Below are 11,967 nucleotides of genomic sequence, written 5' to 3' on the forward strand. Positions count from 1 at the left end.
CGAACTATGCCCGAGCGCACTGACATTCCAGAATCCAACGCCCCCTTCAGCAGCAACGTCCAGCGCGTCCGCGAGCGAAACGGCCAGACGCGTGCGGTCGTGGGGGGCCTCGTGGGACGCAGCGCCGAGTGGGTCAAGGCCATCGAGAAGGGACGCCTCGGCATTCCGCGGCTGCCGCTGCTCATACGGCTCGCCGAGGTCCTCGGAGTGCACGATCTCGCCGAGTTGACGGGCGACGAACGCCTGACCGCGACCACCTATACCAAGTCCGCCCACCCCGCCCTTCCCGCCGTCAAGGACGCACTGACCACCTACCAGTTCAGTGGCAGCGACGAGGAGCCGGAGTCCGCCGACTCCCTGCGCGCCCGCGTCCGGCAGGCGTGGCAGCTGTGGCATGGGATCGGAGCGCACCGGACCAACGTCGCCGCCGTACTGCCGGTGCTGCTGGCGGACGTGCAGCGCGCCGCGCGTGCCCATGAGGGCGCGGAACGGCGGCGCGTACTGGTGGCGCTGGCCGAGACGTATCACCTCACGCAGCTGTACCTCAGCTTCCAGCCCGCACCTGAACTGGTGATGCTGACCGGCGACCGCGCCATGACCGCCGCCCAGGACGCCGACAGCCCGCGAGCCATCGCCGTAGCGGCCTGGTACATGAACCACGTCTTCCGGGATGCGGGTGAGCAGCACGAGGCCCGCGTGGACCTGGCGATGAAGGCATGTGACCTGGTTCGGCGGGAGGACACCGCGGAAGACCTCGCCCGGCGTGGCCTCCTCCAGCTGGCGGCGGCGCTGTCGTACGCGAAGGTCGGGCGTAAGGGTGACGCGGAGCGGTTCTGGGATCAGGCCGACGGTACCGCCAAGCGTCTGGGCGGCGGCTACACACACCCGTATCTGATCTTCGGGCGGGGGATGGTGGACGCGTACGCCATCACCATGAACGCCGATCTCGTGCGGGGTGGCGACGCGGTCGCGTCGGCGGAGTCCGTGGACGTGGCACCGATGCCGTCGGCCACCCGCCGCAGTTTCCACTTGATCGAATCGGCGCGGGCCTACAGCATGCAGAAGGAGCCGGTCGCCGTGGTGCATCTGCTGAAGAGGGCGCACGAGGTATCGCCGGAGACTGCCCGGTTCAACCTCTTCGCCCGGTCCGCCGTCGCCGAACTGGCCGAGACGGGCCCGGCCACGGCGCGGGGTGAGGCCCGTTGGCTGCACCGGGAAATGGGTCTGCCCGCCGCAGCGTGAGGGGGAGGAACTCGCCCCCTGGACGAGGGGGTACGGACCGTACCTGTGTGTCGCACACCACGCCCGTACGGTCAGTCATCGCCCGATGACCGATGACGACCCGGGAGCCAATGTGCCAGCGAATCCCCACGTCCTGCCGTGGACACCACCCAACGCCGAGGACGTCGAGCCATTACCCGTGGGGCGCTGGTGGGACGCCGTCCGTGTCGCACCGACCATCGCGGGCCGCGCCCTGGGGGCGCTCGGCGAGGCGTCCGGCGCCGTCATCCAGGACACCTACGGCACCCTCTACTGGCTCGTGGCGGTCGGCTCCGTCCGCGACCGGCGCCTGCGCCACGTACGCGTACTCACCGCCCTGGCCGATGAGAGCACCTACCTCGGCGTACCGCCCGCCTCCTGGACCGAGGGGCCCGGTCCCCACTGGCGCGTCCCCCTGACGCACGGCCCCTGCCTGACCGACGCCGAGGCCCTCTGGGCCGCGCTGACCGAGGTCGTCCGCGCCGAATCCGGACGCGCCCCGGAGGGGCGACAGCTGTGCTACCGCTGCCAACTCCCCACCGACGAACCGGTCATCGTCGGCGAGGAACACGGCGGGAGTGTCGGCGGCGGCACGATTTACGTCTGTCCGCAACACGCGTCGTACTACCCGGAACACAGCCGCATCCCGCTGACCCCCGTGCGCGGCCAGGGAGGCGGGAGCTGATGGCCGCCGCTCCGTCCACCGCCCAACTGGCCGTCCTGCTCGCCACCGTGGATCCGCGGAAGCTCACATATGGCCAGCCCCAGGGCTGGAACTGCGCCCTGTGCGGCACAGCGCTGCGTGAGGACCAACTCCTCGGCACCGTCGAGATGACCTACGGGGGTGACACTCGGGAGCAGGTCGAGCTGTGGGTCTGCCGTCCACTGTGCCGGGAGGCGGGACCCGATGCGTAGCGCGGCCCTGAGCGCCCTGCGCGCGTGTCTGGTCCTTTCGGCTACCGCGTCGCTGCTGGGTGCCGTCGTCGCCTTGTGCGTGGCCGGGGATCCGGCCCGATAGCCCCCCCCCGGTCGCGGGCTTTTACAACAGGCGAGGTCCACCAGGTGACGGTGACGGTGACGGGCTGACCCGGCCCGGTCCTCGAGCACCGGACGGGCTGGACATCTCCAGCCCGTCCGGCACCCGGGTGCGCTCGGGTGTTACGAGGCGCTTTCGTCCGGGCGGCGGTGGCGGCCGTGGACCGGCGCCTGTGCCTCCTCCGACGTGGCCTGCTGTCCCCGGTGCCTGCCCTGAACTGCGGCATCGGCCTGGGTCGCGGCCGCCTCGCGCGGACGCGCCTGGGTCGTGTCGATCTGGGTTTCGGACATGTGGGTAGTCACCCCGTCAAATCGCTCCGTACTGTGCGAGGGAGGCCGGAAGCGAGGCCGGTCCCGGAGGCCGGTCACAACAACACGACGCACGCCAACCGAAGCGCCCGTGAGCACACGGATCGCCTGGCTGCACAGCCCCCCCGGACCGATTTTAACCAGGGCGCTGATCTCTGACCCACCGGGGTGGACGGGGCTGGAGCGGGCGTGCGAGCGGTGCCTGTTGCAGCGGGACGGGGCGCAGCGCGTCGGCCGAACCGGCCCCCGCGAGGGCCGGGGCGTCCGCGACCGTGGCATCGGCCACCGGGCCGGGCCCGAGGCCGGCCTCGGTCTCGGTCTCCGGGCCGGTCTGCTCCACCCCGGCCCAGGAACCGGTCCCGCCCCAGGGCTCGACCCCGGACACCGCCGCGCCATCCCCGCCCTTGACCCTCGTCCACGGGGTGATCCGGGCGGGCGCCGGGATACCCACGGGCTCCGTGGGCGCCGTCTGTGCCACACGCCGTGCGACGCGCGGCACCACGCGGGCGGCGGTGGGCGGAGTGGCCGCCGACGGCAGGCCGACGCCCCGTGCCATGGTGGCGCCCTGCGCGACCTCGGCGTCGCGGAGCATCTGTGTGGTGTGCGGCGTGGTGGCGGTGCGGGGGATCTCGGCGGTGCGGGGCAACTCCCCGGGCCGGGGGACCTCCGCCGTGCGGGGCAGCCCTGGCGGGTCGGCCATGGCCCCGGTGCGGGGCAACTCCGCGGTACGGCGCGTCTCTCCAGTGCCGGGCACCCTGGGCCCCCGGCCGGACAACTCCCCGCCGCCGGGCAGTTCCACAGTCCGCCGCATCTCCGCCATCCGCCGGATCTCTCCGGTGCGGGGCAGCTCCGTCGTACGGCGCAGCTCCCCGGTGCGCGGCACCTGAACCGGGCGCGTCACCTCCGCGGTGCGGCCCACCTCCGCGGTGCGGCCCACCTCAACCCCGCGCGGCACCTCGGCCGCGCCCCGCACCTCGGCCGCGCCCCGCAACTCCGCCGCCCCCGGCAACTCCAACCCGCCCCGCAATTCCACCCCGCCCAGCGTCTCCCCCGCACGGGGCAGCCCCGCCCCGTGGCCCCCCTCCGTCGGCTCCGGCAGCCAGAGCCGTGCCACCCCGCACGCGACCTGCCGGGTCGCGTACGGCAGCAGCAGTTCGCCGTCCCGTGTCATCAGGCCCGCGCCCGGCAGCCAGCCCTCCGGGGCGGAGAACTGGCGCAACTGGCGCTCGGCCGGGCGCCATACGCCGACCCAGGGGCGTCCGACCGGGCCGTCGATGCGGAAGGCGACCGCGCACGCCTCCGGCGTGAGCACCTGGCCCGGCTGGACCGCGAACGGTGTCGCCGCCATCTGCGCGGCGGGACGCAGGCAGTCCGGGAAGCGGACCGGGCGGGTGCTGCCCAGCACGCCCCACCCCAGCCGCTCGTCCCCGGGGGCGTCGGACCGTACGAGCAGCAGCCCGCTGTCCGGATCGGCGAGCAGCAGCCGGTCGTTGCTGCGCTCGGTGATCTGGAGCAGCGGGCTGGTCTCACCGCCCCGCCGCAGATCGACGACCACCGTTTTTGTCCGGCCGTCGAGTTCGCGGTCGAGGGCGAGCAGCCGTCCCGTACGGTCCAGCCAACTGCCGCCCGTACAGCGGCCGGGCACCTCCGCGAGGTGCTGGGGGACGAGACCGCCGTGCACCAGCCAGACGGAGGTGGAGCGCTCCCCGCGCGCCAGGGCGAACACCGAAAGGCCACCGGGTGCCGGGGGCAGCAGCGAGACATCGGCGCGGTCGAGCGCGCCCAGCAGCCGTTCGCCGGTGCCGGGGCCCGCCGGGTAGAGCAGGGAGAACGCATGGTGCCCGGCCACCCGACGGCGGATCAGCACCTGTCCGTCGGCGAGCGGCAGCAGTTCGCTGTCCGGCTCCTCGGGCTGGGCGGCGGGCAGCGGTACGGCGTACGGCTCGGGTCCGTCCAGCGTCCAGCGCTCCGGGTACCAGCAGCGCGTCTCCGGCTCGAGTGCGAGCCGTGCGCCGTACGAGCCGTCGGCGGCGACGGTGAACCTCTCCCGGGCCGCTCCGTCCCGGGCGGAACCCCGGGCGGACCCCTCGCGCCGCCGGGTGCTGACGCCGGCGGCGAGGGCGGCGTCGAAGGCACAGGCAGTCATCGATCAGTCACCTCCGGCCACTGAACGTAGTTTTCGCGCTCCCCGGTAACGGCTGAAAGGGTCCTGCTCCACCCGTACGTGTGGCGATTGCCCGATTCGCCTGAGAGGTCGCGGGTGAATGTGCTGTGAGCACCGGCGTGCCGGGTTGCGCTCCAGGGCTCCCCGGCCGCGGTCCCGACGGCCGCCCCGACCGCCTTCCCGTGCCCGCCCCTCGGTGGTCGCGGTGAGTGAAGGCAGGGGCAGGGCTTACCCGTGATCCGGGAGGTAGCCTTGCCCCGTGCCCGCACTCAACGACGTCCTCGCCGCCCTCGACGCCCTCTGGCCGCCCGAGCGGGCGGAGCAGTGGGACGCCGTCGGCACGGTGTGCGGAGACCCCGAGGCCGAGGTCAGCCGTGTGCTGTTCGCCGTCGACCCCGTCCAGGAGGTCGCCGACGAAGCGGTGCGGCTCGGCGCCGATCTGCTGATCACCCACCATCCGCTCTATCTGCGGGGCACGACCACGGTCGCCGCCTCCACCTTCAAGGGCCGGGTGGTGCACACCCTGATCAAGAACGACATCGCGCTGCATGTCGCGCACACCAACGCCGACCGCGCCGACCCCGGCGTCTCCGACGCCCTCGCCGGTGCGCTCGGACTGCGGATCACCGGTCCGCTGGTGCCCGATCCGACCGACCCCACGGGCCGCCGCGGCCTCGGCCGCGTCTGCGAGCTGGACCACCCGCAGACGCTGCGGGAGTTCGCCGAGCGCGCCGCGGGCTCGCTGCCCGCCACCGCCCAGGGGATCCGCGCCGCGGGCGACCCGGACCGCGTCATCCGTACGGTCGCGGTCTGCGGCGGCTCCGGCGACAGCCTCTTCGACGAGGTGCGGGCGGCGGGTGTCGACGCGTATCTGACCGCCGACCTGCGCCACCACCCGTCCTCGGAGGCGCGTGAGCACAGCGATCTCGCGCTGGTGGACGCCGCGCACTGGGCCACCGAGTGGCCGTGGACGGAGCAGGCCGCGGCCCAGCTCGACGAGATCTCCGACCGGCACGGCTGGGGTCTGCGCACCCATGTCTCCCGTACGGTCACCGACCCCTGGACGTCCCACGCCTCGGCGCACGCCCCGGCCCACGCCTTCTCCGTCTGAGCACGTCTGAGCACGTCTAAGCCTTCCCGCCTCTCAACACCCCTGGAGCCCCACGCTGAACGCCGCGCCCGCCGATCAGATCCGCCTGCTGGACGTCCAGGCCCTCGACGTCCGGCTCTCGCAGCTCGCGCACAAGCGCAGGACGCTGCCCGAACACGCCGAGATCGACGGCCTCAACGCCGACCACACCCAGCTGCGCGATCTGCTCGTCGCCGCGCAGACCGAGGAGAGCGACACCGCCCGCGAGCAGACCAAGGCGGAGCAGGACGTGGACCAGGTGCGCCAGCGTGCCGCCCGCGACCAGAAGCGGCTGGACTCCGGGGCCATCACCTCCCCGAAGGACCTGGAGAGCCTCCAGCACGAGATCGCCTCGCTCGCCAAGCGCCAGGGCGATCTGGAGGACGTGGTGCTCGAGGTCATGGAGCGCCGCGAGTCCGCGCAGGAGCGGGTCACCGAGCTGACCGGTCGGGTGGAGTCCCTCCAGTCCAAGATCAGTGACGCCACCTCGCGCCGGGACGCCGCGGTCGAGGAGATCGACACCGAGATCGCGTCGGTCACCAAGGAGCGCGAGGTCATCGCCGGGACCATCCCCGACGATCTGCTGGGGCTCTACGACAAGCTGCGCGCGCAGCAGGGCGGTGTCGGCGCGGCCCGGCTCTACCAGCGGCGCTGCGACGGCTGCCGCCAGGAGCTGGCCATCACCGAGCTGAACGAGGTGCGGGGGGCGGCCCCCGACACGGTCGTACGCTGCGAGAACTGCCGCCGGATCCTGGTGCGTACCCCCGAGTCGGGGCTGTAGGACGATGGCGCGTCGCTTCATCGTCGAGGCGGACGGCGGTTCCCGGGGCAACCCGGGTCCGGCCGGTTACGGCGCGGTCGTGCTGGACGCCGAGACGGGCGAACCCCTGGCCGAGGCGGCCGAGTACCTCGGTACCGTCACCAACAACGTGGCCGAGTACAAGGGGCTGATCGCCGGATTGCGGGCGGCGCACGCCCTGGACCCGGAGGCCCGGGTCCAGGTCCGGATGGACTCCAAGCTGGTCGTCGAGCAGATGTCGGGGCGCTGGAAGATCAAGCACCCCGATATGCGGCCGCTCGCCACCGAGGCCATGTCGGTCTGTCCGCCGGACCAGGTGTCCTACGAGTGGATCCCGCGCGAGCGGAACAAGCACGCCGACCGGCTGGCCAACGAGGCGATGGACGCGGGCGAACGGGGCGAGGAGTGGCGCCCCCGGGTCCCGCCGGGCGGCACCCTCGTGGCGGGTGCCCCGGAGGCCCCCGCCGACGACGCCCTCACCACGTCCGCCACCACCACCGCCAAGGCCCCGGCGCGGGGCTGGGGCGCCGCGGATCTCGGCACCCCCGCCACCTTCGTCCTGCTGCGGCACGGCGAGACCGCGCTCACCCCCGAGAAGCGGTTCTCCGGCAGCGGTGGCACCGACCCCGAACTCTCACCCGTCGGCCACCGCCAGGCCGAGCTGGTCGCGTCGGCGCTCGCCGCGCGCGGCACCATCCAGGAGATCGTCAGCTCCCCGCTGCGGCGCTGCCGGGAGACCGCCGGGGCGGTCGCCGCGCGGCTGGGCCTGGAGGTCCGGATCGACGAGGGGCTGCGCGAGACGGACTTCGGCGCCTGGGAGGGGCTGACCTTCGCGGAGGTCAAGGAGCGCTACCCGGACGATCTGGAGGCATGGCTCGCCTCCACCAAGGCGTCCCCCACCGGCGGCGGCGAGAGCTTCGCCACGGTCGCCCGCCGGGTCGCCCTCTCCCGCGACAAGCTGATCGCCCGCCACACGGGCCGCACCGTGCTGCTGATCACCCATGTCACACCGATCAAGACCCTGGTGCGACTGGCCCTGGGCGCACCGCCGGAGTCGCTGTTCCGGATGGAGCTGTCGGCGGCCTCGCTGTCGGCGGTGGCGTACTACGCGGACGGCAACGCCTCGCTGCGGCTGCTGAACGACACGTCTCATCTGCGGTAGAGGCTTCCGAGGCCAGCCCCTTTCCTACTTGTTTGATAAAGTGGCCGCATGTCTGAAGAGGCGTACAACATCGGCGAGGGGCCGGCGACCAGGGTCAGCCTGTCTCTGCCCGAAGGGACCGCCGAGGCGATTCGGGCACGTGTGGGCAAGCGGGAGTTCTCGGCATTCATCACCGCGGCAGTCGAGCGTGAGCTGCGGGGGCAGATCCTGGATGAGTACCTGGCCGACTATGAGTGCCGCAGGGGGCCGGTCTCGTCGGAGGCCCGAGAGCGGGCGCGTCAGGTCTTCGACGAGGTATTCGCCGAGGAAGACCAGTGGCCCGCCGCCAGTTGAGTCACGAGGGCACGCTTGTCCTCGACAGCGAAGGTCTGTCCAAGCTGCTGAACGATGACGAGGCCACCGTCGCCCTGGTGGCAGAGGCGCGACGGCGCGGCATGGAGGCCGTCATCTGTGCGCTCACCGTCATTGAGGCGGTCCACGCCCGCACGGACAAGGCGCGGTTCGGTTGGGTGCTGTCCGGCCTCCGCGTGGTGCCCATCGGCGAGGAGGAGGCGAAGGCGGCTTCGGCCCTGCTGATGGGGGCTGGGCTGCACGGCCACAAGTACGCGATCGATGCGGCGGTGGCGGTGGTAGCCCTGAAGCAGCGGCGACCCGTGGTCATGCTGACGTCCGACGTGGATGACATGACCAAGCTCTGTGGCGACCAGGTCCGCCTGGTCGCGGTGTGATCTCCGGCTCTCCGGCTCTCGGGCGAGTTTGGGCGCCCGTAGTGCTCCTGGGCCGGTCCATCAGTCCCGCAGCGCCGCCGCCTCGCGGGCCAGGGACTCCACCCGCGCCCAGTCCCGGTCCGCGAGGGCGTCCGCGGGCAGCATCCAGGTGCCGCCCACGCAGCCCACGTTGGGCAGGGCCAGATAGTCCGGGGCGCGCGCCGCGTCGATCCCGCCGGTGGGGCAGAAGCGGGCCCGGGGGAGTGGTGCGGCGAGCGACGCCAGATAGGCCGGGCCGCCGGCGGCCTCCGCCGGGAAGAACTTCATCTCCGTCACCCCGCGCTCCAGCAGCGCCACGACCTCCGACGTCGTGGACACCCCGGGCAGATACGGCACCCCCGAGCCGCGCATCGCGTCCAGCAGCCGGTCCGTCCACCCGGGGCTGACCACAAAGCGCGCACCGGCCGCGACGGATGTCTCCACCTGCTCCGCGGTGAGCACGGTCCCGGCGCCCACGGCCGCCTCCGGGACCTCATCGGCGATGGCCCGGATCGCGTCCGCGGCGGCCGGGGTGCGCAGGGTGACCTCGATCGCGGGCAGCCCGCCCGCGACCAGGGCACGGGCCAGCGGTACCGCGTCGGCCGCGTCATGCAGTACCACGACGGGCACGACGGGGGCGAGATCGAGCGGGGATACGGCGGCGGGGGAGGTCACAGCGGTCATCCTGCCCACCCCCGACGCACCGTGCAATCAGCGTTGCGCAGAGTGCAACTGGCGGACGGAGTCGGGGACTACAGCTCGGTGACGATCACATCCAGCGCCCACGGCCGCCCCGCCTTCTCCGGCGCCGCGGCCTCCACCACGTACCCCAGCTCCCGCAGCGCCGCCACCAGCTCGCCCGGTCCGCTCGGTGCGACCCCGGCGATCAGCAAGTCCCGTACCAGCCGTCCCTTGGTCGCCTTGTTGAAGTGGCTGACCACCGACCTCTTCTCGACCCCGTTCACGGTCTTCGACTGGAGCACCCGCACCGTCGCCGTCCGCTCCGCGACCTCCCCCTTCGGCTTCCACGCCGCCGCGTACGCCGCCGACCTGAGGTCCAGCACCAGCCCGCGCCCGGCGGCCCGCGGAATCACCTCGGCCATCGGGGTCCGGTTCCGCCAGTACGTGCCCAGCGCGCCCGGCCCCGGCAGCTTGACCCCCATCGAGCAGCGGTAGGAGGGGATGCGGTCGCCGATCCGCACCGCGCCCCACAGCCCGGAGAACACCAGCAGCGACCGGCCCGCCCGGCGCCGGGCGTCGGTGGGCAGGGTGGCCAGGCCGAGCGCGTCGTAGAGCACCCCGGTGTAGATCTCACCGGCGGGCCGGGTCCCGGCCTCCCGCAGCGCCGCGTTCTTCCCGACCTCGCCGCGCAGCCCCTCGCTGAGCCCCAGCACCTCGGCGGCCTTCGCCTCGTCCCCCGAGCACAGCGACACCAGCTCGTCCAGGACCTCCGCCCGCGCCTCGCCCAGCTCGGGCAGCGACAGCGCTCCCAGGTCCAGCGGGGAGCGGGAGCCTCCCATGGCCTTTCCCTCGGACGGCGGCAGCAGGACGAGCACGGCGGATCTCCTCGAAGGGGACGTTGAACGGGACGTTGAACGGGTCGTTGGCGGCAGGGCGCGGGGCGGGCCCGGAAGAAAGCCCGGGAAAACCACGCCCGCCCCGCCCGCAGCCTACGGCCTCCGCTGCCGCAGCCAGACCGTCGTATGCGCGGGCACCCGGTCACCGTCGACCGGCCCGCTGGCGAGCACCACCTCCAGGCCCTCCGGCAGCGGCACCGGGCCCGCCGAGAGATTACTGAGGCTGTACCAGCCGGTGGAGCGCCGGAAGTGCAGCACGCCCGCGCTCAGTTCCTCCACCGAGCCGATCCACGCCACCTCCTCGTCGCCGCCCAGCGCACGCCGCAGCCGCAGCGCCTCGCGGTACAGCTCCAGCGTGGAGCCCGCCACCCCGTCCTGCGCCGCCACCGACAGCTCGCCGAAGACCTCCGGCTGCGGCAGCCAGGAGCCGCCCGCGCCGAAGCCGTACGACGGGCCGGACCGGGTCCACGGCAGCGGCACCCGGCAGCCGTCGCGGCCCTTGATCCGCCCGCCGCTGCGCTCCCAGGTCGGGTCCTGGAGCGCCGCCCGGGGCAGATCGGCGACCTCCGGAAGGCCCAGCTCCTCGCCCTGGTACAGATACGACGAACCCGGCAGCGCGAGCATCAGCAACGTCGCGGCACGGGCCCGGCGCAGCCCCAGCTCGTGGTCGGCCTCCGGCTCCCGGCCGTCGGCCAGCAACCATGCCTCGCGGCCCGCCCGGCTCAGCTCGTCGGGCAGCGCCAGCCGGGAGGCATGCCGGATCACATCGTGGTTGGACAGCACCCAGGTGGCCGAGGCACCGGCCTTCCGGGCGTCGCTCAGCGCGCTGTCGATGGCGGTGTGCAGCGCGGGCGCTGAGAGCGGGGTGTAGAGGAAGTCGAAGTTGAACGCCTGGCCCAGCTCGTCGGGGCCGGCGTAGGGCGTACGGCGGGAGTTGCGCACCCATGCCTCGGCCACGGCGATCCGCGGCGGGTCGTACTCGTTCATCACCTTCCGCCACTCGCGGAAGATGCCGTGCACCTCGTCGCGGTCCCACAGCGGATGGCTGCCGTCCTCGGGCAGTTCGTCCGGGTCGTAGCCCGGGACATCGCCGATGTCGCGCAGCGGTTCGGCCAGGTCCTTGGCCAGTCCGTGGGCGACGTCCACACGGAACCCCGCCACACCGCGGTCGGACCAGAATCGCAGGGTGGTGAGGAAGTCGGCGCGCACCTCCGGGTGGTCCCAGTTGAGGTCCGGCTGCTCGGGCGCGAACAGGTGCAGATACCACTGTCCGTCGGGCAGCCGGGTCCACGCCGGGCCGCCGAAACAGGAGACCCAGTCGGTGGGCGGCAGCGAGCCGTCCGGACCGCGTCCGTCCCGGAAGACATAGCGCTCGCGGGCGGCGGAGCCGGGGGCCGAGCGCAGCGCCTCCTGGAACCACACATGCTCGTCGGAAGTGTGGTTGGGGACGATGTCGACCATCACCTTCAGGCCGAGCCGGTCCGCCTCGGCGATCATCCGGTCGAAGTCCTCCAGGGTGCCCAGCCGCGGATCGACATCGCGGTAGTCGGCCACGTCGTAGCCGCCGTCGGCGAGCGCGGAGGGATAGAACGGGCTCAGCCAGACGCAGTCCACGCCGAGTTCGGCGAGGTACGGCAGCCGGGAGGTGATACCGGGCAGGTCACCCACGCCGTCCGCGTCGGAGTCGGCGAAGCTGCGGGGGTAGATCTGGTAGAAGACGGCCTGCCGCCACCAGTTGGGGTCCGAGGGCTGAAGGGTCACGGGATCCTCGCGGGTATGGATGCGT

At 72.9% G+C, this 11,967-nt stretch carries 13 protein-coding genes; 8 read left to right on the plus strand and 5 right to left on the minus strand.

The window, feature by feature from the left end; all coding sequences use genetic code 11:
- Nucleotides 1-6 precede the first annotated feature (6 nt).
- The 3 genes from AC4BEG_RS24860 to AC4BEG_RS24870 all read left to right on the plus strand — a co-directional run bounded on the left by AC4BEG_RS24860 (nucleotide 7) and on the right by AC4BEG_RS24870 (nucleotide 2,175).
- Nucleotides 7-1,242 (plus strand): helix-turn-helix domain-containing protein, encoded by a 1,236-nt coding sequence (locus tag AC4BEG_RS24860; RefSeq protein ID WP_490701962.1) that lies wholly within the window; start codon nucleotides 7-9, stop codon nucleotides 1,240-1,242.
- A gap of 85 nt (nucleotides 1,243-1,327) precedes the next feature.
- A complete protein-coding gene (locus AC4BEG_RS24865; protein ID WP_490701963.1) occupies nucleotides 1,328-1,945 on the plus strand; it encodes a hypothetical protein in 618 nt (205 codons plus the stop codon).
- Nucleotides 1,945-2,175: a hypothetical protein gene (locus AC4BEG_RS24870; RefSeq protein WP_490701964.1), complete on the plus strand. Its 231-nt coding sequence runs from the start codon at nucleotides 1,945-1,947 to the stop codon at nucleotides 2,173-2,175. Before AC4BEG_RS24865 ends, AC4BEG_RS24870 begins: the two co-directional genes overlap by 1 nt.
- A gap of 243 nt (nucleotides 2,176-2,418) precedes the next feature.
- Here the strand turns inward: AC4BEG_RS24870 and AC4BEG_RS24875 are convergent, their stop codons facing one another.
- Together AC4BEG_RS24875 and AC4BEG_RS24880 are read right to left on the minus strand one after the other, a co-directional pair.
- Nucleotides 2,419-2,586: a hypothetical protein gene (locus AC4BEG_RS24875; RefSeq protein WP_490701965.1), complete on the minus strand. Its 168-nt coding sequence runs from the start codon at nucleotides 2,584-2,586 to the stop codon at nucleotides 2,419-2,421.
- Between the two features lie 154 nt (nucleotides 2,587-2,740).
- Nucleotides 2,741-4,750 (minus strand): hypothetical protein, encoded by a 2,010-nt coding sequence (locus tag AC4BEG_RS24880; RefSeq protein WP_490701966.1) that lies wholly within the window; start codon nucleotides 4,748-4,750, stop codon nucleotides 2,741-2,743.
- A 277-nt stretch (nucleotides 4,751-5,027) separates the two neighbouring features.
- Between AC4BEG_RS24880 and AC4BEG_RS24885 the strand changes: the two genes are divergently transcribed.
- The 5 genes from AC4BEG_RS24885 to AC4BEG_RS24905 are packed head-to-tail and all read left to right on the plus strand — an operon-like array spanning nucleotide 5,028 to nucleotide 8,586.
- On the plus strand, nucleotides 5,028-5,879 hold the full coding sequence (locus AC4BEG_RS24885; RefSeq protein WP_490701967.1) for a Nif3-like dinuclear metal center hexameric protein: 852 nt from the start codon (nucleotides 5,028-5,030) through the stop codon (nucleotides 5,877-5,879).
- Nucleotides 5,880-5,934: 55 nt separating this feature from the next.
- Complete coding sequence (locus AC4BEG_RS24890; protein ID WP_490707178.1) at nucleotides 5,935-6,678, plus strand: zinc ribbon domain-containing protein; 744 nt, start codon at nucleotides 5,935-5,937, stop codon at nucleotides 6,676-6,678.
- Between the two features lie 4 nt (nucleotides 6,679-6,682).
- A complete protein-coding gene (locus AC4BEG_RS24895; RefSeq protein WP_490701968.1) occupies nucleotides 6,683-7,858 on the plus strand; it encodes a bifunctional RNase H/acid phosphatase in 1,176 nt (391 codons plus the stop codon).
- A 48-nt stretch (nucleotides 7,859-7,906) separates the two neighbouring features.
- Nucleotides 7,907-8,191, plus strand: coding sequence for a hypothetical protein (locus AC4BEG_RS24900; RefSeq protein ID WP_490701969.1), 285 nt, complete (start codon nucleotides 7,907-7,909; stop codon nucleotides 8,189-8,191).
- Nucleotides 8,173-8,586 carry a DNA-binding protein gene (locus AC4BEG_RS24905; protein WP_490701970.1) on the plus strand — a complete coding sequence of 138 codons (414 nt, stop codon included), beginning with the start codon at nucleotides 8,173-8,175 and terminating at the stop codon, nucleotides 8,584-8,586. The genes AC4BEG_RS24900 and AC4BEG_RS24905 overlap by 19 nt, the downstream gene beginning before the upstream one ends.
- A gap of 60 nt (nucleotides 8,587-8,646) precedes the next feature.
- Here the strand turns inward: AC4BEG_RS24905 and eda are convergent, their stop codons facing one another.
- The 3 genes from eda to AC4BEG_RS24920 all read right to left on the minus strand — a co-directional run bounded on the left by eda (nucleotide 8,647) and on the right by AC4BEG_RS24920 (nucleotide 11,942).
- Complete coding sequence (gene eda / locus AC4BEG_RS24910) at nucleotides 8,647-9,288, minus strand: bifunctional 4-hydroxy-2-oxoglutarate aldolase/2-dehydro-3-deoxy-phosphogluconate aldolase (protein WP_490701971.1); 642 nt, start codon at nucleotides 9,286-9,288, stop codon at nucleotides 8,647-8,649.
- Between the two features lie 68 nt (nucleotides 9,289-9,356).
- Nucleotides 9,357-10,160 (minus strand): peroxide stress protein YaaA, encoded by an 804-nt coding sequence (gene yaaA, locus AC4BEG_RS24915; RefSeq protein WP_490701972.1) that lies wholly within the window; start codon nucleotides 10,158-10,160, stop codon nucleotides 9,357-9,359.
- A gap of 114 nt (nucleotides 10,161-10,274) precedes the next feature.
- Nucleotides 10,275-11,942 (minus strand): glycoside hydrolase family 13 protein, encoded by a 1,668-nt coding sequence (locus AC4BEG_RS24920; protein ID WP_490701973.1) that lies wholly within the window; start codon nucleotides 11,940-11,942, stop codon nucleotides 10,275-10,277.
- Nucleotides 11,943-11,967: the final 25 nt, after the last annotated feature.

It is taken from the genome of Streptomyces sp. JLBJ103 (assembly GCF_058215575.1).

Excerpts from the sequence above, each read along its gene's own strand:
- AC4BEG_RS24860 (WP_490701962.1), top strand. The coding sequence starts at position 7 with ATGCCCGAGCGCACTGACATTCCAGAATCCAACGCCCCCTTCAGCAGC.
- AC4BEG_RS24870 (WP_490701964.1), top strand. The coding sequence starts at position 1,945 with ATGGCCGCCGCTCCGTCCACCGCCCAACTGGCCGTCCTGCTCGCCACC.
- AC4BEG_RS24900 (WP_490701969.1), top strand. The coding sequence starts at position 7,907 with ATGTCTGAAGAGGCGTACAACATCGGCGAGGGGCCGGCGACCAGGGTC.
- AC4BEG_RS24875 (WP_490701965.1), bottom strand. The coding sequence starts at position 2,586 with ATGTCCGAAACCCAGATCGACACGACCCAGGCGCGTCCGCGCGAGGCG.
- AC4BEG_RS24880 (WP_490701966.1), bottom strand. The coding sequence starts at position 4,750 with ATGACTGCCTGTGCCTTCGACGCCGCCCTCGCCGCCGGCGTCAGCACC.
- AC4BEG_RS24865 (WP_490701963.1), top strand. The coding sequence starts at position 1,328 with ATGACCGATGACGACCCGGGAGCCAATGTGCCAGCGAATCCCCACGTC.
- AC4BEG_RS24895 (WP_490701968.1), top strand. The coding sequence starts at position 6,683 with ATGGCGCGTCGCTTCATCGTCGAGGCGGACGGCGGTTCCCGGGGCAAC.
- eda (WP_490701971.1), bottom strand. The coding sequence starts at position 9,288 with ATGACCGCTGTGACCTCCCCCGCCGCCGTATCCCCGCTCGATCTCGCC.